The 25,730-nt window shown below is 70.8% G+C and carries 6 protein-coding genes; 2 read left to right on the plus strand and 4 right to left on the minus strand.

Annotated elements, in window-relative coordinates:
• Window positions 1-3 precede the first annotated feature (3 nt).
• Together ABD817_RS36320 and ABD817_RS36325 are read left to right on the plus strand one after the other, a co-directional pair.
• A complete protein-coding gene (locus ABD817_RS36320) occupies window positions 4-20,181 on the plus strand; it encodes an amino acid adenylation domain-containing protein (RefSeq protein ID WP_344922962.1) in 20,178 nt (6,725 codons plus the stop codon).
• Window positions 20,178-20,414 (plus strand): phosphopantetheine-binding protein, encoded by a 237-nt coding sequence (locus ABD817_RS36325; RefSeq protein WP_344922963.1) that lies wholly within the window; start codon window positions 20,178-20,180, stop codon window positions 20,412-20,414. The genes ABD817_RS36320 and ABD817_RS36325 overlap by 4 nt, the downstream gene beginning before the upstream one ends.
• Before the next feature lie 21 nt (window positions 20,415-20,435).
• Here the strand turns inward: ABD817_RS36325 and ABD817_RS36330 are convergent, their stop codons facing one another.
• From ABD817_RS36330 to ABD817_RS36345, 4 genes are read right to left on the minus strand one after another with little or no spacing between them, the layout of a single operon-like run.
• Complete coding sequence (locus ABD817_RS36330) at window positions 20,436-22,196, minus strand: ABC transporter ATP-binding protein (RefSeq protein ID WP_344922964.1); 1,761 nt, start codon at window positions 22,194-22,196, stop codon at window positions 20,436-20,438.
• Window positions 22,189-23,934: an ABC transporter transmembrane domain-containing protein gene (locus tag ABD817_RS36335; RefSeq protein ID WP_344922965.1), complete on the minus strand. Its 1,746-nt coding sequence runs from the start codon at window positions 23,932-23,934 to the stop codon at window positions 22,189-22,191. Before ABD817_RS36335 ends, ABD817_RS36330 begins: the two co-directional genes overlap by 8 nt.
• The gene (locus ABD817_RS36340; RefSeq protein WP_344922966.1) at window positions 23,924-24,805 is read right to left on the minus strand and encodes a siderophore-interacting protein; all 882 of its coding nucleotides are present in this window, start codon (window positions 24,803-24,805) and stop codon (window positions 23,924-23,926) included. Before ABD817_RS36340 ends, ABD817_RS36335 begins: the two co-directional genes overlap by 11 nt.
• Window positions 24,802-25,704, minus strand: coding sequence for an ABC transporter ATP-binding protein (locus ABD817_RS36345; RefSeq protein ID WP_344922967.1), 903 nt, complete (start codon window positions 25,702-25,704; stop codon window positions 24,802-24,804). Before ABD817_RS36345 ends, ABD817_RS36340 begins: the two co-directional genes overlap by 4 nt.
• Between the last annotated feature and the right edge of the window lie 26 nt (window positions 25,705-25,730).

Below are 25,730 nucleotides of genomic sequence, written 5' to 3' on the forward strand. Positions count from 1 at the left end.
TTCATGTCTGGCCGACTCGTCCCGTTGACCCGCGCCCAGCGCGGAGTGTGGGCGGCGCAGCGTCTGGTCCCCGAGGCGACGGCGTTCCGGATCGGCCAACTGGTGTGGTTGGACGGCCCGATCGATGCCGCGATCTTCGCGGACGCGGTCGAGCAAGCCTTCACGGAGTCCGAGGCGCTTCGCACCCGATTCACCGAGGTGGACGGCACGGCGTACCAGATCGTCGAGGAGGCCGCATCGTTGTCGACCACGGTCGTCGACGAGCCGGCCGGCGACGACACGATCCGGCGCCGTGTCCGGGCCTCCTACCGTACGGTCATCGACGTCACCGAGCCGTCCCGCTCGGAGTCCGTCCTGTTTCGGCGGGACGGCGGCTCGTGGGTCTGGGCGTTCACGACGCATCACCTCGTGCTGGACGCGTACGGTCTGTCGCTGTTCACCCGCCGGGTCGCCGAGATCTACACGGTCCGGCTGCGCGGCGCCGCGCCCGCACCACGCTGGTTCGGCGGCTTGTCGGACGTCGTCGGAGCCGAATCCGCACCGGCTGCGGACCATCGCCTTCCCGACGACTGGACGTCACTGTTCGCGGAGGCGGAGCCACTCGGTCACGCGGCGAACGTCCGCGTCGACGAGCTGTTCGAGCTTTCGCAGCAGCAGGTCGCCGTTCCACTGCCGGCCGACGCGTGGGGACGGATGCAGGACCGCGCCCGACGGTCACGGGTGAGCTGGGCGGCCTACCTGACCGGTCTGTGGGGCGTCTACACCGCCCTCGGCGAGAACCGCCGCGAGCTGATCGTGCGTGTCCCGTTCATGATGCGCGACGACGCCGCCGCTCTCCGTACCCCCGGCATGCTGGTGAATTCACTGCCGGTCGCGGCACGACTGGCCGGTGCGTCGTCGCTTGAGGAGATCGTGCACAGCGTGGCGCGGCAGCTGCGCACGACGAGCCGCGACCGGAACCTGACCGAGGAACAGGTGGCCCGCGGCTGGCCGGGCGGCGAGTTCGACTACCTGTGCCTCCCGGTCATCAACATCAAGGCGTTCGACTACACGGCCCGGTTCGGTGACGTGACCGGCCGACAGGAGACCGTCAACGCCGGCCCGGTGGGACGTCTCGAGCTGGTCGTCTACTCGGACCCGGTGCACGGTTCCCGGCTTGAGCTCGCCGGCCACGAGTCGCTGATCGGGCCGGCCGAGCTGGCGGAGCACGCGGAGCGCTTCGCCGGCTTCGTGGCGGCCACCCTCGACCGGGATGCCGACACCGCGATCGTCGCGTTGCCGGACACGATGACCCCCGCCGAACAGGCTCTGCTGGACGATCGCGGCGCAGGCGAGGCGCTGGAGGTGCGGCCGTTCACTCTGGACGGGTTGATCCGGGAGCAGGTGGCCGCGACCCCGGACGGGGTCGCGGTGATCGACGACGACGGTACGGAGGTGACGTACGCGCAGTTCGATGACCGGGTGAACGCGACAGCTCAGGCGTTGATCGACCGGGGTGTTCGGGTCGGTGACCGGGTGGCGGTGATCTTGCCTCGGTCGGTGAATCTGGTCGTGACCCTGGCCGCGATCGTCCGGGTAGGTGCGGCGTTCGTCCCGATCGACACCTCCTACCCCTCCGGCCGGATCCAGACCATCCTGGAAGACGCTGCTCCTGTTTTGGTGGTTGAGAAACCGCTGGAGGGCGTGGCGGCAGAGCCGGTGTTGTCGCGGTCGTTGTCGCCGCTGGATACCGCGTATGTGATCTTCACCTCCGGGACGACCGGCCGTCCCAAGGGGGTGGCCGTCTCCCATCAGGCGATTGTTAACCTGATCGCCTGGCGGCAGGACACCTTCCCAATCATGCGGTCCGAGCGGGTTCTGCAGAAAACGTCCGTCGGGTTCGATGTCGCGGTCCCCGAGTTCTTCTGGCCGCTCACCGTCGGTGCCGCGGTCCGTCTGATCCGACCTGGTGGTGAACGCGACCCCGAGTACTTGGCCGCCATCCTCACCGGTGAGTCGATCGGGTTCGTCGAGTTGGTGCCCACCATGCTCCAAGCCATGCTCGACACCGGATTCGACCCCGCCACCTCGCCGTTGAGGCACCTGTCGATCGGCGGAGAGGCACTGCCCGCCGCACTGGGCCGCCGCCTGCAAGGCGTTGGTGGGGTGAATGTGTGGAACACCTACGGGCCCACCGAAGCAGCTGTCGACACCACCGGGATCAGTCTCGCTGATGTGGATCTCACCGGTGTCCCTGTCGTTCCGATCGGCGGGCCGGTCGCCAACGTGCGAGCGGTCGTCCTTGATGCCTGGCTGCGCCCCACCGCGCCCGGTGTCACCGGAGAGCTGTATCTGGGCGGTGTGCAGTTGGCTGACGGCTACCTCGCCCGCCCCGGCCTGACCGCTGAGCGGTTCATCGCCGACGACCGTGGTGAACGGCTGTACCGCACTGGAGACTTGGTCGCCTGGAACAGCCGGGGACAGCTGGAGTTTCTTGGCCGGGCCGATGAGCAGGTGAAGATCCGTGGGTTCCGGATCGAGCTCGACGAGATTCGCAACGTCCTGGAAAACCACGAAGACGTCTCGGCCGCCGCCGTCGTCGCCCTCGACCACCCCGCCGGTGGAAAGTACCTCGCCGCTTATGTGATCACATCCGTGTCAGAAGAGGCGTTGCGCGCCCACGCCGAAGCGCGGCTGCCCGAGTACATGGTGCCCACCACCTTCACCCACCTCGACACGCTGCCGGTCACCGCCAACGGCAAACTCGACCGTAGAGCCCTGCCCACCCCGAACCTCGGGAACACAGCCGGACGGGCACCGCAGTCCCGGACCGAGCGGGTCCTGGCCGAGGTGTTCGGTGAGGTCCTCCAGGTGCCATCGGTGTCGGTGGACGACGACTTCTTCCGCCTCGGCGGGCACTCACTGCTGGCCACCCGCGCCATCACCCGCGCCAACGCACGCCTCAACGCCTCCTTCACCCTTCGCAACCTCTTCGACCACCCCACCATCGCCCGACTCGCCGCACTGCCGGAAGCGTCGTCAGCCATGGCCCTGCGCTTCACCGGGGTCACCCGGCCCGAGGTGCTCCCCGCCTCGTACGGGCAGCAGTCGTTGTGGTTGATCGAGCAGCTGGGCGGACCCGGTTCCCGCTACGTGGTTCCGCTGGTGCTGCGGTTGACCGGCACGCTGGACGAAGCCGCCCTGGGTACCGCTCTGCGGGACGTGGTGGCCCGGCATGAGGCCCTGCGAACGCTCATCACCGAGCAGGACGGACAACTGCGGCAGTTCGTCGTTCCCGCAGAGGACGCGATCTCCCGGCTCCCGCTGATCGTGGATACCTTCACCGACGCGCGGATCGCCGAAATCCTACGGGGCGGGTTCGAGTTGGGGGTGGATCTTCCGGTTCGTGCGGCGTTGCTCCGCGTTGCCGACGCCGAGTGGGTGTTCGTGCTGGCGATACATCACCACGCGGTGGACGAGTGGTCGTTTCCGCTGCTGCTGGGCGACCTGTCGACCGCTTACCAGGCCAGGACCCAGGGTAAGCGGCCCGTGTGGGAGCCGTTGCCGGTGCACTACGCCGACTACGCGATCTGGCAGCGTGAGGCGCTGGGCGATTCCACCGACCCGGACTCTGAGCTGGCCCGGCTTCTCGGCTATTGGCGTGAGGTGCTGGATGACGCACCGCCGGAGTCGACGATCGCGCTGGATCGGCCCCGGCCGACCGAGCCGACCCACCAGGGCATCGACGTCGAGCTGACCATCCCCGCCGACACCGTGGCGGGCCTGCGGGCGGTCGCCGATGAACTGGGCGTCACCATGTTCATGATCGTCCACGCGGCCACAGCGCTCACCGTGTCAGTGCTCGGCGGCGGCGACGATCTCGTGATCGGATCACCCGTCGCCGGTCGCACCGAGCACGAGTTGGAAGGTGTGGTCGGCTACTTCGTCAACACGCTGCCGGTGCGGCACCGGCTGAACCCCTCCGACACGATCACTGACCTCCTTCTGCGTACCCGGCAAACTGTGCTCGACGGGTTCGCTCACCAGGCCGCGCCCTTCGAGGAAGTAACGCGGGTAGCGGGAGTCGAACGGGCACAAAGCCGCAACCCCCTCTTCCAGGTCATGCTCACCCACCACGCCGACCCGCAAACCGACGACGTCGTGCTCGAAGGTCTCACCGTCGAAAACATCCCGGCCACCCTCGCCGCCGCCAAAACCGACCTCGAACTCGACCTGGTCGAAACCGGAACCGGACTCGACGGACACCTCACCTACGCCACCGACATCCTCGACCCCACCACCATCGACCGCTTCATCACAACGTTCAAACACGCCCTGACAGCGATCGCCACAACCCCGACCACGCGAGTGGCAGAGCTGGCGTTGCTGCCGGCCGGTGATGCGGTCGAGATGACAGGCACGCCCTTGGAGGTGTGGCCGCTCACTCTGGACGGGTTGATCCGGCAGCAGGTGGCCGCGACCCCGGGCGGAGTCGCGGTGATCGACGACAACGGCGTCCAGATGACCTACGCGCAGTTCGACACCCGGGTGAACGCGGCGGCGCGGATCCTGCTGGACCAGGGCGTACGGATCGGTGACCGGGTGGCGGTCGTGTTGCCCCGGTCGGTGGATCTCGTGGTGATGTTGGCCGCGGTGGTGCGGGTGGGTGCGGCGTTCGTGCCGATCGACACCTCGTATCCGGCGGGTCGGATCCAGACCATCCTGGAGGACGCCGCCCCGGCTCTGGTGGTGACCGACTCGGCCGGCGCGGCCGGGTTGGCGGAGGTTGCCGTGGGTCGGGTCCGGCTGGATGACCTCACGGTGGCGACGGCGCTCGATGCCAGCTCGGCCGAGCCGCCGGTGGTGTCGCGGTCGTTGTCGCCGCTGGACACCGCGTATGTGATCTTCACCTCCGGGACGACCGGTCGTCCCAAGGGGGTGGCCGTCTCCCATCAGGCGATCGTCAACCTGATCGCCTGGCGGCAGCACACCTTCCCGATCAAACAGAGCGAACGGGTCCTGCAGAAGACATCCGTCGGGTTCGATGTCGCGGTCCCCGAATTCTTCTGGCCGCTCACCGTCGGCGCCGCGGTCCGCCTGATCCGACCTGGTGGTGAACGCGACCCCGAATACCTGGCCGCCATCCTCACCGGCGAACCCATCGGGTTCGTCGAACTGGTCCCCACCATGCTCCAAGCCATGCTCGACACCGGATTCGACCCCGCCACCTCACCCCTGAGGCACCTGTCGATCGGCGGAGAGGCACTACCCGCCGCACTGGGCCACCGCCTCCAAGGCGTTCGCGGAGTGAATGTGTGGAACACCTACGGGCCCACCGAAGCAGCCGTCGACACCACCGGAATCAGTCTCGACGATGTGGATCTCACCGGTGTTCCCGTCGTCCCGATCGGCGGACCGGTCGCCAACGTGCGGGCCGTCGTGCTTGATGCCTGGCTGCGACCGACCGCACCTGGCGTCGCAGGAGAGTTGTACCTGGGTGGCGTGCAGCTCGCCGATGGGTATGTGGGACGTCCCGGCCTGACCGCTGAGCGATTCATCGCCGACGACTCCGGCGAACGGCTGTATCGCACCGGAGACCTCGTCACCTGGAACAGCCGAGGACAGCTAGAGTTCCTCGGCCGCACCGACGACCAGGTGAAGATCCGCGGGTTCCGGATCGAACTCGACGAGATCCGCAACGTCCTGGAAAACCACGAAGACGTCTCGGCCGCCGCCGTCGTCGCACTGGATCATCCCGCTGGCGGCAAATACCTCGCCGCCTACGTCATCACGTCAGTGCCAGAAGAGGCATTGCGCGCCCATGCCGAGGCACGGCTGCCGGAATACATGGTGCCCACCACCTTCACCCAGATGGACGCCCTGCCGGTCACCGCCAACGGCAAACTCGACCGACGAGCCCTGCCCACCCCGAACCTCGGGAACACCACCGGCCGGGCACCGCAAACCCGGACCGAGCGGGTCCTTGCCGAGGTGTTCCGGGAGGTCCTGCGGTTGCCGGCGGACGCCGCGCTGTCGGTGGACGACGACTTCTTCCGCCTCGGCGGGCACTCGCTGCTGGCCACCCGTGCCGTTTCTCGCGCCGGTACCCGGCTGACCACGAGCCTGACCCTGCGGGACGTCTTCGACCGCCCGACCATCGCTCGGCTGGCGGAACTCGTCGACGGCGCCGCCCTGGACACCACGCCGCCGCTCCCGCTGGTGGGTGAGGTTCCGCGGCCCGCGGAGCTGCCGGTCTCGTATGGGCAGCAGTCGTTGTGGTTGATCGAGCAGCTGGGCGGACCCGGTTCCCGCTACGTGGTCCCGCTGGTGCTGCGGTTGACCGGCACGCTGGACGAAGCCGCCCTGGGTACCGCTCTGCGGGACGTGGTGGCCCGGCATGAGGCCCTGCGAACGCTCATCACCGAGCAGGACGGACAACTGCGGCAGGTGGTCGTCCCTGCGGACGACGCGATCTCCCGGCTTCCGCTGGATGCGGAGGTGTTCAGCGACGCGCGGGTGGCCGAGGTCGTTCAGGGCGGGTTCGAGTTGGGGGTGGATCTTCCGGTTCGTGCGGCGTTGCTCCGCGTTGCCGACGCCGAGTGGGTGTTCGTGCTGGCGATACATCACCACGCGGTGGACGAGTGGTCGTTTCCGCTGCTGCTGGGCGATTTGTCGACCGCTTACCAGGCCAGGATCCAAGGTGAGCGGCCCGTGTGGGAGCCGTTGCCGGTGCAGTATGCCGACTACGCGATCTGGCAGCGTGAGGCGCTGGGCGATTCCACCGACCCGGACTCTGAGCTGGCCCGGCTTCTCGGCTATTGGCGTGAGGTGCTGGATGACGCACCGCCGGAGTCGACGATCGCACTGGATCGGCCCCGGCCGACCGAGCCGACCCACCAGGGCATCGACGTCGAGCTGACCATCCCCGCCGACACCGTGGCGGGCCTGCGGGCGGTCGCCGATGAGCTGGGCGTCACCATGTTCATGATCGTCCACGCGGCCACAGCGCTCACCGTGTCAGTGCTCGGCGGCGGCGACGACCTCGTGATCGGATCACCCGTCGCCGGTCGCACCGAGCACGAACTGGAAGGTGTCGTCGGCTACTTCGTCAACACACTGCCGGTGCGGCACCGGCTGAACCCCTCCGACACGATTACTGACCTCCTCCTGCGTACCCGGCAGACGGTGCTCGACGGGTTCGCTCACCAGGCCGCGCCCTTCGAAGAGGTGACGCGGGTAGCGGGAGTCGAACGGGCACAAAGCCGCAACCCCCTCTTCCAGGTCATGCTGACCCACCACGCCGACCCGCAAACCGACGACGTCGTGCTCGAAGGTCTCAGCGTCGAGAACATCCCGGCCACCCTCGCCGCCGCCAAAACCGACCTCGAACTCGACCTGGTGGAAACCGGAACCGGACTCGACGGACACCTCACCTACGCCACCGACATCCTCGCCCCCGCCACCATCGACCGCTTCATCACAACGTTCAAACACGCCCTGACAGCGATCGCCACAACCCCGACCACGCGAGTAGCGGAACTGACACTCCTGTCGGTCGGCAACGTCACCGCGGTGACCGGCGCGGCACTCGAGATCCCCGACTCGACCCTGGACGGGTTGATTCGGGAGCAGGTGGCCGCGACCCCGGACGGGGTCGCGGTGATCGACGACGACGGTACGGAGTTGACGTACGCGCAGTTCGACGCCCGGGTGAACGCGACAGCTCAGGCGTTGATCGACCGGGGTGTTCGGGTCGGTGACCGGGTGGCGGTGATCTTGCCTCGGTCGGTGGACCTGGTCGTGACCCTGGCCGCGATCGTCCGGGTAGGTGCGGCGTTCGTCCCGATCGACATCTCCTACCCCTCCGGCCGGATCCAGACCATCCTGGAAGACGCCAACCCCGCCCTGGTGATCGAAGAACCACTGCAAGGCCTCCCCGGAGAGCCGGTGGTGTCGCGGTCGTTGTCACCGCTCGACACCGCGTATGTGATCTTCACCTCCGGGACGACCGGCCGTCCCAAGGGGGTGGCCGTCTCCCACCAGGCGATCGTCAACCTCATCGCCTGGCGACAAGACACCTTCCCCATCACGCAGAGCGAGCGGGTCCTGCAGAAAACCTCTGTCGGGTTCGACGTCGCCGTCCCCGAGTTCTTCTGGCCGCTCACCGTCGGCGCCGCGGTCCGTCTGATCCGACCTGGCGGTGAACGCGACCCCGAGTACCTGGCCGCCATCCTCACCGCTGAGCCGATCGGGTTCGTCGAGTTGGTGCCCACCATGCTCCAAGCCATGCTCGACACCGGATTCGACCCCGCCACCTCACCCCTGAGACACCTGTCGATCGGCGGAGAAGCGCTACCCGCCGCACTGGGCCGCCGCCTGCAAGGCGTTGGTGGGGTGAATGTGTGGAACACCTACGGGCCCACCGAAGCAGCCGTGGACACCACCGGGATCAGTCTCGCTGATGTGGATCTCACCGGTGTCCCTGTCGTTCCGATCGGCGGGCCGGTCGCCAACGTGCGAGCGGTCGTCCTTGATGCCTGGCTGCGCCCCACCGCGCCCGGTGTCACCGGAGAGCTGTATCTGGGCGGTGTGCAGTTGGCTGACGGCTACCTCGCCCGCCCCGGCCTGACCGCTGAACGCTTCATCGCCGACGACTCCGGCGAACGGCTGTATCGCACCGGAGACCTCGTCACCTGGAACAATCGAGGACAGCTCGAATTCCTCGGCCGCACCGACGACCAGGTGAAGATCCGCGGGTTCCGGATCGAACTCGACGAGATCCGCAACGTCCTGGAAAACCACGAACACGTCTCAGCCGCCGCCGTCATCGCCCTCGACCACCCCGCCGGCGGCAAATACCTCGCCGCCTACGTCATCACATCCGTACCGGAAGAGGCGCTGCGCGCCCACGCCGAAGCGCGACTGCCCGAGTACATGGTGCCCACCACCTTCACCCACCTCGACACGCTGCCGGTCACCGCCAACGGCAAACTCGACCGACGAGCCCTGCCCACCCCGAACCTCGGGAACACAGCCGGACGGGCACCGCAGTCCCGGACCGAGCGAGTTCTGGCCGAGGTGTTCCAGGAAGTCCTCCAGATGCCATCGGTTTCAGTGGACGACGACTTCTTCCGCCTCGGCGGTGACAGCATCCTGTCGATCCAGGCGGTGTCGCGGGCCCGCCGGGCCGGAGTGACGGTGACGGCGGCGGAGATGTTCACCGCCCGTACGGTCAGTGCGCTGGCGCGGGCGGCCGAGCAGCACGACGCCGTGGCCGTGCGGGAGTTCACCGCCCTGGCCGAGCGGTCCGAGTCCGGTCTGTGGCCGATCGCCGCCGCCGAGGTCGATCTCCCCGGGTTCGGCGCGTTCACACAGTCGTTCACCTTCGTCACCCCGCCCGGCCTGACCGAGCCGGCCCTGCACCGGATCCTCGGGCGTGTGGTCGAGCACCATCCCGCGCTGCGCGGGCGGCTCGTACGAGGCGACGGGCAGAAACGGCGCTTCGAGATCCGGCCGTTCTCCGAGGAAGCGGCCGCCCGTCAAACCTCCACGGCGGTGTGGTCCTCACCCGAGTGGCCCCAGCAGGTCCGAACCGCCACGGCGGAGCTTTCCGAGTCGCTGGACCTGACGGCCGGAATCCTCTGGCGCGCCCGCTGGTTCACGGACGACGCCGAGTCCGGCGGCAGGCTGCTGTGGGTGATCCACCACCTGGTGGTGGACGGCGTGTCCTGGCGCATCCTCGGCGACGACCTGAAGCACGCGTGGGAGCTGGAGACCGGCCGGACCATCGAGCCCCTGTCGCCGACCGGGACGGGCGTGCCCACGTGGACGCACGCCCTCGCCGGGCGCTCAGCCGACGCCGACGTCACCGGCCAGCTCGCTTACTGGTCCAGTGTGGTCGCCGACGACGATCCACTGATCGGCTCGCGCCCGCTCGACCCGGTACGGGACACCGAGGGGACGGCCGGAACGGTCGAGGTGTCGCTGTCGGCGGAGGTCACCCGGGCGATCCTGACCGATGTGCCGCGCCTGCTGTCGGCGGAGGTCGACGACGTCCTCCTCGGGGCGCTCACGATCGCGATCGGCGCCTGGCGCGTCCGTCGCGGAGCGGACCACCGGCGCGCCGTCGTGGGGCTGGAGGGGCACGGCCGCCAGGAGTCCCTCGTCCCCGGCGCGGACCTGTCCCGAACGGTCGGGTGGTTCACCAGCTGGTACCCCGTCGCGCTGTCCAGCGACGACGTCGATCCGACACGGGCCCTGACCGACCCTCGGCTCGCCGCGGACGCGGTGCTGCGGGTCAAGGAGCAGCTCCGCCGGGTTCCCGATCGCGGTGCCGGTTACGGTCTGCTGCGCCACCTCAACCCCGCCACCGCCACGGCTCTCGCCTCGGGAGGTGTCCCGCAGTTCGGCTTCAACTATCTGGGGCAGTTCCGTGGCGACGAGTCGGAGCAGGCCGTCGCCTGGGGCGGGGCACCGGAGACCGGCGGCCTCGACGGGTATTCCCCCGGCGAGCTGCCGTTGCCGGCGGTGATCGACATCAACACCGCCGCCGTTCCCGGCGAGGGCGGCCTCGTCCTGGACGGAACGATCTCCTATGCCGCCGACGTCATCGGCGAGCAGGACGTCCGCGAACTCACCGAGTTCTGGACGGCCGCGCTGACCGCCCTGGGCCGCTACGCGGACGCGGCGGCTCATCGGCGTCGCTCGCCGTCGGACCTGACCGTCCCCGGTCTGGCCCAGGCGGACATCGACGCGTGGGAGGCGCGTTACGGGGAGCTGGCCGACGTGCAGCCGCTCACGGCCCTGCAACGGGGCATCACGTTCGAAACCCTCCTCGGCGCGGATGACGGGGCGGTGGACGTCTACGTCACCCAGACTGTCCTGCACCTCGACGGCGAGGTCGACCCCGACCGGCTGCGGGTCGCCCTGGACCGGGTGCTCGAACGGTTCCCGCACCTGAGGGCGGCGATCGCCTCCACCGGCGCCGGGGAGCTCGTCGCCGTCATTCCCTCGGCGGCGGTGACGCCGTTCGCCGCGATCGGCGCCGGAGTCCCGCTCGACGAGGTGCTCGACCGTGACCGGGCGGAGCCGTTCGACCTGCGGTCGGCGCCGCTCACCCGCGCGGTGCTGCTGACCGCCGAGCCCGGCCGGCACACCCTGGTCTGGACGACGCACCACGTCCTGGCCGACGGGTGGTCGAGCCCGAGGCTGGTCGAGGCGCTGCTGGACGCGTACCGGAATCCCGCCTCGCGGCCCGAGCCGGACCGCGTCTACCCGGCGTTCCTGTCGTGGTTGGCGGCTCGGGACGAGCGCGCCTCGCTGGCGCGGTGGGCCGAGGCGCTCGCAACGGTGGACGAGCCGACGCTCGTCGTCCCCGGGGCGCCGATCACGTCCGCGGTGTTCCCGGACGAGTTCGAGGTGGTCGTCGGCCCGGAGACCCACGCGGCGTTGCAGCGGGTCGCCCACTCCGTCGACGCCACGTTCAGCAGTTTGATGCAGGCGGCCTGGGGGGTCTTCCTCAACAGCGTCACCGGTCGGCAGACGGTCGTGTTCGGCACTGCGGTCTCCGGCCGTCCCGCGGAGATCGACGGCATCGAGGACGCGGTGGGGTTGTTCATCAACACCGTCCCGACCCCCGTCGCCGTGGCCGGGAACCCCACCCTCCGGGAGCTGGTCGCCCAGGTTCAGGAACGGAACACCGCCCTTCTCGACCACCACCACGTGCCGCTCGCGGAAGTTCAGCGAGCCACCGGGTTCACCCCGCTGTTCGACACACTCCTCGTCTACGAGAGCTACCCCGTCGACGAGGAACAGCTGGCCGAGGCACAGCAGAACGTCGGGATCGCGCTGCGGCAGGTCGATGGGCGGGATGCCACCACGCACCCGCTCGCGCTCTCGATCACGCCGGGTCCCGACTCGGCCGTCCTGGAGTTCTCGTACCGGCCGGACGTGCTGGATCGGGCCACGGTCGACCGGTTCGCCGCGATGTTCGAGCGGGTGCTGGCGGCGATGGCGACCACTCCGGATGTACGGGTGGCTGAGCTGGCGTTGCTGCCGGTCGGCGATGCGGTCGAGATGACAGGTACGCCCTTGGAGGTGCGGCCGCTCACTCTGGACGGGTTGATCCGGGAGCAGGTGGCCGCGACCCCGTCCGGGATCGCGGTGATCGACGACGACGGCGTCCAGGTGACCTACGCGCAGTTCGATGACCGGGTGAACGCGACAGCTCAGGCGTTGATCGACCGGGGTGTTCGGGTCGGTGACCGGGTGGCGGTGATCTTGCCTCGGTCGGTGGACCTGGTCGTGACCCTGGCCGCGATCGTCCGGGTAGGTGCGGCGTTCGTCCCGATCGACACCTCCTACCCCTCCGGCCGGATCCAGACCATCCTGGAAGACGCCGACCCCGCCCTGGTGGTCGAAGAACCACTGGAAAGCCTCCCGGGAGAGCCGGTGGTGTCGCGGCCGTTGTCGCCACTCGACACCGCGTATGTGATCTTCACCTCCGGGACGACCGGTCGTCCCAAGGGGGTGGCCGTCTCCCATCAGGCGATTGTCAACCTCATCGCCTGGCGGCAGGACACCTTCCCGATCACGGGAACCGAGCGGGTTCTGCAGAAAACCTCTGTCGGGTTCGATGTCGCGGTCCCGGAGTTCTTCTGGCCGCTCACCGTCGGCGCCGCGGTCCGTCTGATCCGACCTGGTGGTGAACGCGACCCCGAGTACCTGGCCGCCATCCTCACCGGTGAACCCATCGGGTTCGTCGAGTTGGTGCCCACCATGCTCCAAGCCATGCTCGACACCGGATTCGACCCCGCCACCTCACCCCTGAGACACCTGTCGATCGGCGGAGAAGCACTACCCGCCGCACTGGGCCACCGCCTCCAAGGCGTTCGCGGAGTGAACGTGTGGAACACCTACGGGCCCACCGAAGCAGCCGTCGACACCACCGGAGTCAACCTCACCGACATCGACCTCACCCACACTCCCGTCGTCCCCATCGGCGGGCCCGTCGCCAACGTACGGGCCGTCGTCCTCGACGCTTGGCTACGACCGACCGCACCCGGCGTCGCAGGAGAGCTGTACCTGGGCGGCGTACAACTCGCCGACGGGTACATCGGCCGTCCCGGCCTGACCGCTGAACGCTTCATCGCCGACGACTCCGGCCAACGCCTCTACCGAACCGGAGACCTCGTCACCTGGAACAATCGAGGACAGCTCGAATTCCTCGGCCGCGCCGACGACCAAATCAAGATCCGCGGGTTCCGGATCGAACTCGACGAGATCCGCAACGTCCTGGAAAACCACGAAGACGTCTCGGCCGCCGCCGTCGTCGCCCTCGACCACCCCGCCGGTGGAAAGTACCTCGCCGCCTACGTCATCACATTCGTACCGGAAGAGGCGTTGCGCGCCCACGCCGAGGCGCGGCTGCCCGAGTACATGGTGCCCACCACCTTCACCCACCTCGACACGCTGCCGGTCACCGCCAACGGCAAACTCGACCGTAGAGCCCTGCCCACCCCGAACCTCGGGAACACCACCGGACGGGCACCGCAGTCCCGGACCGAGCGGGTCCTGGCCGAGGTATTCCAGGAAGTCCTCCAGGTGCCATCGCTGACAGTGGACGACGACTTCTTCCGCCTCGGCGGGCACTCACTGCTGGCCACCCGCGCCATCACCCGCGCCAACGCACGCCTCAACGCCTCCTTCACCCTCCGCAACCTCTTCGACCACCCCACCATCGCCCGACTCACCGCACTGCCGCAGTCCTCGCCGACCGCGGCCTCCCCCACCCTGCGCTTCACCGAGGTCACCCGGCCCGAGGTGCTCCCCGCCTCGTACGGGCAGCAGGCGCTCTGGGTCACGGAGCAGGTCTCCGGGGAGAGCGTCTACCGCGCCGGTGACGCGTTCCAGTTCCGCGGCCGGGCCGACGCCGCCGCCCTGGAGCGGGCGATCGGCCGCCTGGTCGAACGCCACGAGGTGCTGCGCACGACGTTCGCGTTCGACGGCTCCGGCGCGCTGACCCAGGTCGTGCACCCGGCACCGGGCACCGGCCCGCTGAACGTGGAGCGGGTCCCGCCGACGGCGGTACGGGACCGGATGGCGGCCCTGCTCGACGAGCCCGTCGACATCACCTCCGCGTACGGGATGCGGTTCACGCTGCTGCGGACGGACGAGGCCGACATCCTCGCGGTGCACGGTCACCACATCGTCACCGACGAGCAGTCCAGCGCGCCGATGCTGCGGGACCTCGACGCGTTCTACACCGAGGAGACCGGCGGCGTCCGGGCCGAACTCGCTCCGCTCACCGGGCAGTACGCGGACTTCGCGGTGTGGCAGCGGCAGGTTCTCGGCGAGCGTGACGACCCGGGTTCCCTGTTCTCCGCCGAGCTGGCCCACTGGCGGGAGACGCTCGACGGCCTGCCGGCCGAGACACCGCTGCCCCTCGATCACGCGCGAGCCGACGGCGGGGCCAGGACGGTCCGCTCGGTGTCGGTCGAGCTCGCCGCCGAGGAGGTCGGTGACCTGCTCGACCTGCTGGCGGAGCGCGCGGCCACACCGTTGCACGCGCTCGTCGGGGCGCTCGCGCTCGCCCTCTGGGCCGAGGGGGCGGGACCGGCGATCCCGGTGGGCACTCCGGTGGACCTTCGCGACGATCCGGAGCTCGACGACCTGATCGGGTACTTCGTGAACACGGCCGTCGTCCGTGCGGACATCGCGGAGGACCGCGGTTTCGAACAGACCCTGCGCTCCGTCCGCGATCGCGCGATCGAGGCCGGCGAGCACAAGCTGGTGCCGTTCGAGAGCGTCGTGGAGGCGGTCAACCCGCCGCGCCTGCCGGGGGTGAGCCCGCTCTTCCAGGTGATGGCCGCCTTCTTCGACCTCACCGACGAGTCGAACGCCGTCGCGGGCCGGCATCTCGTGCCCTATACGCCCGGCGAGGCCGCGTACACCGAACTCGACGACGACAACGCCCCGCCCGCGCTGTTCGACCTGGTCTTCGCCCTCGCCCGGGAAGGCGGCGGCGGGTACCGCCTGCACCTCGACGCCGCCCGCGAGTTGATGTCCGCCGAGACGACGCGGCGCCTGCTGGCGACCGCGCGCCTCTTCCTGGTGCTCGGTGGCCGCCATCCGGCTCTGCCGGTGGTCCAGCTCGCGGAGTTGGTGCGGCTGGCCCGGGACGGTGCGGATGCCACGCCCGCCGAGGACCTCGCGCCGGCCTACCGCTACCCGATCCCGCGTTTCGACATCGCCGACGCGCCGCTGTGGCGGGCCGCCGCCGAGCACCTGACCCTGGCCGGTGTGGGGCAGGTGGCCATCGGCATCAACGACGACGGCCACGGCATGCTCACCACCTCGGGCCCGAACCCCGAGGTGCTGGACACGCTGGCCCCGCTGGCCGCCCGCCTGGTCGAGGCGTACCGGGCCGGTACCGTCCTCACCGTCGTCCCGACCACCGAGAGTCCATCTCTCGACGGCGCCGCCCTGCGCGAGGCGCTCGAAGATCCGTTCTGGGACGACCACGTCGACGCCCTCGCCGACGCCGAGCCCTGGCAGCCGTCCCCCGGGGAGCCCGGGGAGCAGGCGTCCCCCGGGGAGACGTCACGCACAACCGGGACCGCCGAGGTCACGGCGCCGGTGCGGTCCGGGACGCCTGCCGCCGTCCGCGCCCGCCTCGCGGCCGCGGTGGTGCGGGCGCTCGGTGTCACGGACGATCTCGTGATCGAGTTCGAGGAGCCGGGTCCGGCCGGATCGGTGCGACGCCTCCCGGCCGTCGTTCCGGGTGATCTCTGCGGGCGCGTCACGGCCGGTGACGAGGTGACACCGGACCTGGAGGCGGCGCTGTCGTGGGATCCTCGGCGCGCCGACGAGTACGCGGCCCTGCTGCGCGACGCCACCCTGAGCCGCTTCCTCGACGACGTCCCCGAGCCCGGTGTGCAGATCGGCCTGTTCCGTACGGACGCCGAAGGCGCGGGCCGGGGCGCACCCGTGTCCGTCACGGTGCTCGTCGGGACGGGCGGCCGGGTGTCGGTGCGCACGGAGGTGGCGCCCGGGATCGGAATCGACGCGCGGCGATTCGCCGAGACGGTCCTCGGCGACCTCGCGGCCCGGGGGGTGGTCGTCGGCGACGCCGGGCCTGACCGGCCCACGCTGCGCCGCGCCGACCGGCTGCCGCTGACGGCGGCCGAGGCCGATCGGGTACGCGCGCGTTACGGCGCCGACGCCGAGCTGATGCCGCTGTCGCCGTTGCAGAGCGGGCTGCTGTACCACATGGTCCGCTCCCGGGAGACCGACGACCACAACGCGTACGTCTCGCAGGTCACCCGGGATCTTTCCGGCGCTGTCGATCCGGACCGGATGGGCGCGGCGGTGTCCGCGGTGCTGCGGCGCCACCCCAACCTCCGCGCCGGTTTCGTCGTGCTGGGTGCGGGCGAGGTGCAGGTCGTGCCGGCCCACACGCCGCCGCCCTACCGGGTCGTCACGCGGGCCGAGTGGCAGCCGGAGGCAGACGATCCGGTGGCCTTCCTCGCCGCGGAGCGGGAGGCGCCGTTCGACCACGAGCGGCCGCCGCTGCTGCGGTTCGTGCTGCTGGAGCGTGCCCCGTCGGCGTGGACGCTCGCGATGACCTTCGAGCACATCCTGATGGACGGCTGGTCGCTGAACCTGGTCATGGCCGAGGTGCTCGCGGCCTACCACGACCCGGATCAGGCGGATCGCGTCGCGGCCGTGCCGTTCCGGGACTACCTGGACTGGCTGGCCGATCGCGACACGGAGGCCACCCACACGGCCTGGCGGGACTATCTCGCCGATCTGGCCGGCCCGTCGATCGTCTGGCCGGCCGGGGGCGACCTCGGTGACAGCCGCGTCGAGACCGCCGACCTGCACCGCGATCTCGGCCCGGCCGACGCGGCGCGCGTCTTCGCGGCCGCCCGGACCGCCGGCAGCACGGTCGGCACCCTGCTCCAGGCGGCCTGGGCCATCACGCTGGGCCGGCTCACCGGCAGCGGTGACGTGGTGTTCGGCAACACCGTCTCGGGACGCCCGCCCGAGCTCGCCGGCGCCGAGCGGATCGTGGGCCTGTTGTTCAACACGCTGCCGCTGCGGGTCGCGCTCGACCCGTTCGAGACGGTCGGCGACCTGCTGTCCCGGATGCGGACCGACCAGGCGACCGTGATCGACCACGCCTACGCCTCGCTCAGCCGGATCCAGGACGACGCGGGTCTGGGCACCCTCTTCGACACCCTGTTCGTGGTGCAGAACTTCCCGTACGAGGTGGGCGGCGACGCCGAGGCGGACACGAAGGTGACCGGTGGCGGGCTGAACGACGCGACCCACTACCCGCTGACGTTCGCGGTCAACCCGTGGGAGACCGGCGGTACGCCGGCCGTGCACGTGCGGCTCTCGTTCCGCCGCGACGCGTACGAGCAGGTGGCCGCCGAGGTGGTCCTGGACCGCTATCTGCTGGTGCTGCGGTTCCTCACCGAGCATCTCGCCGAGCCCGTCGGCCGTGTTCCCGCGCTGCTCCCCCACGAGCCGGGTTCGCCGGGCGGCGACGGCAGGGTGTGCCCCGTCGACGAGGTGACGGTCGGCGACCTGCTGGCGCGCCAGGTCTCGCTGTCGCCGGGCGAGACGGCGCTGGTCGCCGGGGACCGTCGCTACACCTTCGGCGAGTTCTCCGCGGAGGTGCACCGGTACGCCCGGATGCTGCTGGAACGGGGGGTGCGGCCCGAGCACCGGGTCGCCCTGCTGCTGCCCCGGGACGAGCGGATGGTGATCGCGATGTTCGCCGTGTTCGCCGTCGGCGCGGCGTACGTGCCGGTCGACGCCGAGCACCCCGACGACCGGATCGACTACATGCTGTCGGTCGCCCGGCCGACGGTCACCCTGGTCACCGACCGGGACGCCCACCGTCTCGGCGAATCGGCCGGCCTGATCGTCAACCTGGACACCCCCGGCGTACGGGAGCAGATCGCCCGGTTCGGCAGCGGCGCGATCACCGTGGCCGAGCGCGGCTGCCCTGTCTCGCTCGACAACCTCGCCTACATCATCTTCACCTCCGGCTCGACCGGACGCCCGAAGGGTGTGGCGGTCGGATATCGGGGGTTGACGAACATGTACGCCAACCACGTGGAGGAGATCTTCGACCGGGTCGTCGCGCACCAGGACGGCCGGCGGATGAAGATCGCGCACACCACGTCGTTCTCCTTCGACGCCTCCTGGGAGCAACTGTTCTGGCTGCTCAACGGGCACGAGGTGCACGTGATCGACGAGGAGTTGCGCCGCGAGCCGGCCCGTCTGCTGGCCTACTACGACGAGGCGCGGATCGACGGTTTCGACGTCACCCCGTCGTACGGTCAACTGCTCGTCGACGACGGCCTGCTGGAGCGGGACCGGCCGGCGGGCCGGTCGGTGTCGGCCGACGCGCCCGGTGTGGTGTTCGTGTCGCTGGGCGGGGAGGCGGTGCCGGAACGGCTGTGGCAGCAGCTGCGCGACGCGCCGGGCGTCGAGGCCTACAACCTGTACGGGCCCACCGAGTACACGATCAACGCGCTCGGCGCCGACCTGGCCGACAGCCCCACCTCAAGCGTGGGCAGGCCGATCTTCAACACCCGTGCCTACATCCTCGACGAGAACCTGCAGCCGACGTTGGAGGGCGTCGCCGGCGAGCTGTACCTGGCGGGTGACGGCATCGCCCGGGGCTACTGGGAGCAGGCGGCGCCGACCGCCGAGCGGTTCACCGCCTGTCCCTGGGAGCCCGGACAGCGGATGTACCGCACCGGCGACCTCGCACGCTGGACCCCGGAGGGCAACATCGACTTCCTGGGCCGGGCCGACGACCAGGTGAAGATCCGCGGCTACCGGATCGAGCCGGGCGAGGTGGCGGACGCGCTGGCGGCCGACCCGCGGGTGGCCCGCGCGGCCGTGATCGCCCGCAAGGACGCGGCCGGGACCGTGCAGCTGTACGGCTACCTGGTGCCCGCCGACGGCGATCCCGCGAGGGTCGATCTCGACGCCGTCCGCGCCCGCGTCCGCGGGCAGCTGCCCGACTACATGGTCCCGGCGGGGCTGGCCGCGGTCGCGGACATCCCGCTGACCGTGAACGGGAAGATCGACGCCCGTGCCCTGCCGGAGATCGAGACCGCGGGGGCGGAGTACGTCGCACCGCGTACCGGCACCGAGGCGCTGATCACGGACGCGCTCGCCGAACTCCTCGGCGTCGCGCGGGTCTCCACGTCGGCGAACTTCTTCGAGATCGGCGGCAACTCCCTGCTCGCCATGCGGCTCGTCGCGCGGGTGAACGCCGCGGGCGACCACACCCTGCTGGTCAAGGACGTCTTCGCCCACCAGACGGTCGCGGAGCTCGCCCGGAGCATGGACGCCCGGACGGCGTCGTCCGGTCCTACCCTGCACGACGCGGTGGTGCTGCCGCTGCGCGAGGGAACGGGGGGCCGGACGCTGTTCTGCTTCCACGAGTACACCGGGCTGGCCACGATGTACCGGCGGCTTCTCGGCCTGCTGCCGGACGACTGGGACGTGTACGGCATCCAGGACCCGGCGCACGGCATGATGCGGGTGGACTTCGCGAACCTCACGGACCTCTGCCGCGCCTACGCCGACGTGGTCGTCGAGACGCGGCCCACCGGGCCGTACGACCTGCTCGGCTGGTCCTGGGGCGGGCACCTGGCCTACGGCGTCGCCCGGGAGCTGATCGCCCGTGGTCACCGGGTGCGGGGCCTGGGGATCGTCGACGCCGTCCCGAGCGCCGACGGCCCGCTGCAGGAGAAGATCGACATCATCGGGGTGACGATGGCGGACCTGCTGGCCGACGTCGCCTTGCAGGACCGGATCGCCGACCAGCTGGCGGAGAACGAGGAGCCGGAGCTCAGCGAGCGCATCTTCGGGGGCCTCAGCACCACCCAGCGGCGGGCGATCGCGGTCGCCGCCGCGCGCACCGACCTGCTGCTGGCCGAGCCGACACAGGGCGTACTCGACGTGCCGGCGTTGCTGGTCGCGGCCACCGAGGGCGTCGAGCGCGCGGACTATCCGGAGCAGCTTGCCGCCATGTGGTCGGCGTTCCTGCCAAGACTGCGGACCGTGCCGGTGGCGGCCTCGCACCAGGAAGTCGTCATCGGGGACACACCCGCGCAGCAGTGGGTGCCGAAGCTCGTCGAACTGCTCAACCAAGGAGAAGAGAACGAATGAAGATCACCGACGAGCAGGCTCTCGCCGACATCGCCGATCTGCTCTACCTGGAGCCCGGCGATCTCGACCACGAGGCCGACCTGCGCGACCAGGGCATGGATTCCGTACGCGTCATGGAGCTCGTGGAGACGTGGCGGGGGGCCGGGGTGATGGGGATCGACTACATCATGCTCGCCGAGGACCAGCGCGTGACGCACTGGCTCACCGTGCTGCGCAGGCTCCAGGAGACCTGACCGGCACGCCGGCCGGCGGGGTCACCGCCGGCCGGCCTCCCAGGCCGCCCAGAGGCCGGCGTACCGGCCGCCCGCGGCGACCAGGTCGTCATGGGCGCCGCTCTCCACCAGGCGTCCGTCCTCCAGTACGAGGATCCGGTCCGCGGCGCGGGCCTGGGAGAGCCGGTGGGCGATGACGAGAGCGGCCCGGCCCTCCGTCACGGTGGCCGTCGCCCGGTCGAGCACGGCGGTGTCGGCCGTGTCCGCCTCCGCGGTGGCCTCGTCCAGGATGACCAGGAGCGGGTCGGCGAGCGCCAGTCGCGCCAGGGCGAGGTGTTGCGCCTGCGCGGCCGTGACGGCGTGTCCGCCGTCGCCCACCTCGGTGTCGAGGCCGTCGGGCAGCGACGCGACGATGTGGTCGGCGCCGACCCGCTTCAGCGCCGTGACCACCTCGTCGTCGGTGGCGTCGGGCGCGGCGAGGGTGAGATTGTCGCGTACGGTGCCGGAGAACACGTGCGTCTCCTGGGTGACGGTGACGATCCGCCGTGGATCGACCCGTCGGACGACGTCGCCCGCCGTGGGGTGGTGCACGCCGGCGACCAGGGCGGCCAGGGTGGATTTGCCGGATCCGGTGGGGCCGACCACGGCGAGCGTCGTGCCGTGTTCGATGCGGGTGTGGATTCCGGAGAGCACGGGACGGCCCGGCCGGTACGCGAAATGCACGCCGGCCAGCTCGACGGCCGGGCCGGTTCCCGTCCCGGCGCCGCTCTCCGCGTCGTCGGCGGCGTCCGCGCGGGCGGTGGTGACGCCGATGATGCGCCCGAGGGAGGCGAGGGCCGACTGGAGTTCGTCCATCAGGAACAGCAGTTCCGCGATGGGGGCCATGGTGCGCAGGTACAGCAGGGCCGCGGCGGTGACCTCACCGGTCGTCGTCGCGCCGGTGAGGGCGAGCCGGACACCGATGCCGAGCACGGCGAGCAACCCGAGGAGTTCGGCGACGTTGAGATGGCCGAACAGCCGGTTCTGGACGATCCGGGTGCGCATCGCCCACCTGACGGTCAGCCAGGTCGCCTCCTTGATCCGGGCCAGCTGACGGTGTTCGAGCCGATGCGCCGTCACCGTCGGCAGCTGGGTCAGGGTGCCGAGGACGTCGTGTCCCCGGGCGGACTCCGCGGCACGCTCGGCGACGTAGACGCCCGGTGCCGTGCGCAGGTACCACCGTACGGTGAGGGCGTACAGCGGGACGGTGAGGGCGAAGCCCACCAGGAACCAGGGGTCGAGCACGGCGAGGGTGCCCGCGACCAGGGTCATGGTCAGGATCGAGACGGTCAGCCGGGGCAGCACGTCGGGCAGCGTGCCGGAGATCTGCGCGATGTCGTCGGACGCGCGGGTGACCACGTCACCGGTGCCGGCGGCCTCGATCGTGGCCCGAGGCAGATCCAGCGCCGCCCCGACGTAGCGTTCCCGCAGCTCGGCGACGACCGTTTCGGCCAACCGGGCCAGCGCGCGGATCGCGACCCAGGCCACCGCCCCGGCGACCACCGAGGTCGCGGCGAGCAGCGCGAGCTGCCACCAGAACGACCCCGGCACGCCGGATCCGCCGGCGGTCTGCACGGTGTCGACCAGGTCGCCGATCACCAGAGGGAAGACGAGCGCGAGGCCCGCCTCGACCAGGAAGAGCGCCGCGAGCCCGCACAGCGCCAGGCGGCGACCGGCGAGCATCCGCCAGACGCGGATCGCGACCGTGCGGCCCGAGGCGACCGGCAGCATCCCGCGCGCGTCAGCGGTGACCGGCTCAGACATCGATCCTCGTTTCGCGTCCGACGGTGACGACCCGGTCGGCGACCGCCCGGAAGGCCGGCGCCGAGGTCAGCACGAGGGTGGTCCGCCCGGCCCGGCGGGCCCGGACGGCGGTGGCGATCGCGTGCTCGGTGACCGCGTCCACCGAGGTGGTGGGCTCGTCGAGCACCAGCAGTTCGGGGTCGGCGGCGACCGCGCGGGCCAGGGCGACGCGCTGGCGCTGCCCGCCGGACAGCTGCCATCCGCCGTAGCCCACCGCCGTGTCGTATCCGTCGGGCAGCTCCGTGGCGGCCAGCGCCGCCACCTCCAGGGCCGCCCGCGCGGCGTCGGCCGGGACCGGCTCGTCGCCGGTGGCGCGGACGTTGTCCAGCACCGTCCCGGGCAGGAGCGCCGGGGTGTGCGGGGCGATGAGCGCCCGCTCGCGCCAGCGGACCGAGGAGTGCTCCGCGGGCGGCAGGCCGGCGAAGGTGATCTCTCCGGCGGCGGGTGTGGCCCGCAGCGTCAGCAGGTCGCCGAGGCCCCTGCGGGCGGCATGGGGCAGGTCGAGGACGACGAACTCGCCCGGATCGACCCGCCCGTCCAGGGTCATGCCGTCGGGCAGGGCGAGGTGCCGGAACTCCAGGGCCGGCGCCTCGGCGCGGCCGGGCGCGGCGGTCTCCGGGACGGTCGTCCTCCGGGGGGAGGCGAGCAGGTCGAGCACGCGTTCCGCGGAGGCCTGCGACATGGCCCAGATCGATCCCTGTACGGAGATCAGCGCGTCGAGCGGGGCGATCAGGGTGATGGCGATCGACGACACCATGACCACCTGCCCCACGGTGATCTGCCCGCCGAAGGCCAGCAGCGCGGCCGCGACGGTGACCCCGGCGGCGAACAGGTTGCCGATCGCGGCGCTGGCGCCGTCGAACGCCGCCTCCACGGACCGGGCCGCCAGGCTCGCCCGCAGCGCGTCCCGGCTGACCTTCCGGTACCGGTCGGTGGCGGTGCGCTGGGCGTGCAGGCCCTGGACGACCCGGAAGCCGGCGACCAGGTCGGCGGCCTCGGCGGCGGCGTCGGCGAGACCGGCCCGCTCGTCCTTGCTGCGCCGGCGGAGCGGATAGGCGGCCAGGTGCATCAGTCCCAGGACGACGGGCAGCACCAGGACGACCCCGATGCCGAGGGCGGGATGCACCCAGAACAGCACACCCGCCGCGGCCAGCAGCCCGATCAGTTCGCCGGGCGGGTAGACCGTGACGTATATCGACTGACACGCCTGGAAGGTGTCGGACGTCGTCAGCGACAGCAGGCGGCCCGGCGGGTGCGCGGCCGCGCCCAGATCGCGCTCGTCGAGCACCCGTCTCAGGGTGTGCTGGGACAACTCGAACTGCGCGCGCTGCACCCCGTACCACCCCAGGCGTCCGCCGAAGCGGAAGCCGAGGTTCATCAGCGCGTACAGGCCGATGAGCGCGCCCGTCCAGCCGGCCAGCGGCCAGGCGATCTCCTGGGCGCTCGCGCCCCTGGTCGCCGGAGCCACGACGTCGTCGATCAGCTTGCCGACGGTGACGGGCAGCAGCACGCTCGTGACGTTGTACAGCGTCCGCAGGCAGGCACCCGCCAGGACGTATCTCCAGGCCGAGGCGATGATCGCCCGGGTCAGCCGGGCCGGTGACCAGGCCGGGTCGACGCGTAGCCGCGGTTCGTCGTCGGGAACGGCGGGGGCCTCGAACCGGCCCCACCTCCGACCCGCCGGCGCGTCAGTTGTCATCGATGTCGGCGTCGTGGTGGTCGAAGCCGCCCACGCCGCGTCTCCAGTACCCGTCGACGACGACCTGGTCCTTGGTCAGGCCGAGCTCGTTGCGCAGGTAGCGCCGGATCGGCTTGACGGACTCCGTCTCCCCCGCCGCGAACGCGAACAGGGCGCTCGGGTCGGCCGGGGGCCGCCACGCGCGGAGCGCGGTCTCCAGGGCGCTGAGGTGTCCCTCGCCCACCGGGGCGGAGTCGCGGTGGATCCAGCGCAGGTCGATCTTGGCCTCGCCCGTCAGCTCCTGCCGCTCTCCGGCGTCCGGGATTTCGATCAGGGCCGTGACGTGGGCTTCGGCGGGCGCCTCGGCGATGATCCGCGCGATGGCCGGCAGGGCGGTCTCGTCGCCCAGGGCCAGGTAGTGCGGGTAGTTCTCCGGGAGCAGCCAGTTCGAGCTCGGGCCGTTGACCACCAGCGGGTCTCCGGCCGTGGCCCGGCTCGCCCACTGGCTGGCGAAGCCGTGGCCGTGCAGGACGAAGTCGAGCGACAGCTCACGTGCCTCGGGGTCCCAGGCCCGTACGGTGTAGTCGCGGTGGATCGGGTCGCCGGTGCCGCCCTCGTTGGGCCAGCTGCCGTCGGGCTGCTCGCGCGGTGCCACCAGCTCGCCGGTCTCGGGGTGGGGGAAGAACACCCGGACGTGGTCGGGGGCGAAGCGCGCGATCGGGAACCCGTCGGCGAGGTCGTCGCCCACGAGCACGACGCGCCGGTAGCGCGGCGTGATGTCCTCGGCGCGCGCCACCCGCAGGTCACGGCGGACGAGCCGGTCCATGTAGTTGAACTGAAGTTCACCGGTCCGGTTTGGGCCGCTGAACCTCGGGAGGTTGTCGCGATTCATCGGGTGCTCTCCTGTCGGCGCGGTGATGATGGTTCGTGGTCGGTGCCGGGGTCGTGCGGCTCCACCGGGTGGACCGCCGCCGTGCGGGGGTCGAGGGGGATGACGCTGGGGGTGCCGGTGACCGGGTCGGGCGCCACGAGGGCCCGCAGTCCGAACACGGCCTCGACGAGCTCGGCGGTGATGACGTCGCGCGGCGCCCCGGCGGTGATGATCCGCCCGTCGCGCATGACGATCAGATGGTCGGCGTAGCGGGCGGCCTGGTTGAGGTCGTGCAGCACGCAGACGATGGTCTTGCCCTGGTCGTGGAAGGTGCGGAACAGTTCCATCAGCTCGTACTGATGGGCGATGTCCAGGAACGTGGTGGGCTCGTCGAGAAGCATGATCGGGGTGTCCTGGGCCAGCAGCATCGCCACCCACACCCGCTGTCGCTGCCCTCCCGACAGCTCGTCCACCAGCCGCCCCGACAGCTCGGTCAGGCGGGTCGCCGCCAGTGCCGCCACCACGGCGTCCTCGTCGGACGGGCGCCACTGGTGGATCAGGTTCTGGTACGGCGCCCGGCCCCGGGCCACGAGATCGGCCACCCGGATGCCCTCCGGGGCGAGCGACGTCTGGGGCAGCAGCCCGAGCCGGCGGGCGACCTCCTTGGATTTGTAGGCGCCGATCGCCTTGCCGTCGAGCAGCACCGTCCCGCTGCTGGGAGTGAGCACCCGGGCGAGCGCCCGCAGCAGGGTGGACTTGCCGCAGCCGTTGGGGCCGATGATCGCGGTGAACGACCCGTCCGGGATCGCCACGGACAGCCGGTCCGAGACGGTGCGTTTGTCGTAACCGATGGTGGCGTCATCGACGACGACACGGGGATGGCCGGCCGCGGGGTCCGCCGTTCCGGGTGAGTCCTTCATCTCGTCCTTCGCGGGTTGCGCGGGAC

The organism is Streptosporangium oxazolinicum, from assembly GCF_039537505.1.
Taxonomy (GTDB): Bacteria; Actinomycetota; Actinomycetes; order Streptosporangiales; family Streptosporangiaceae; genus Streptosporangium; species Streptosporangium oxazolinicum.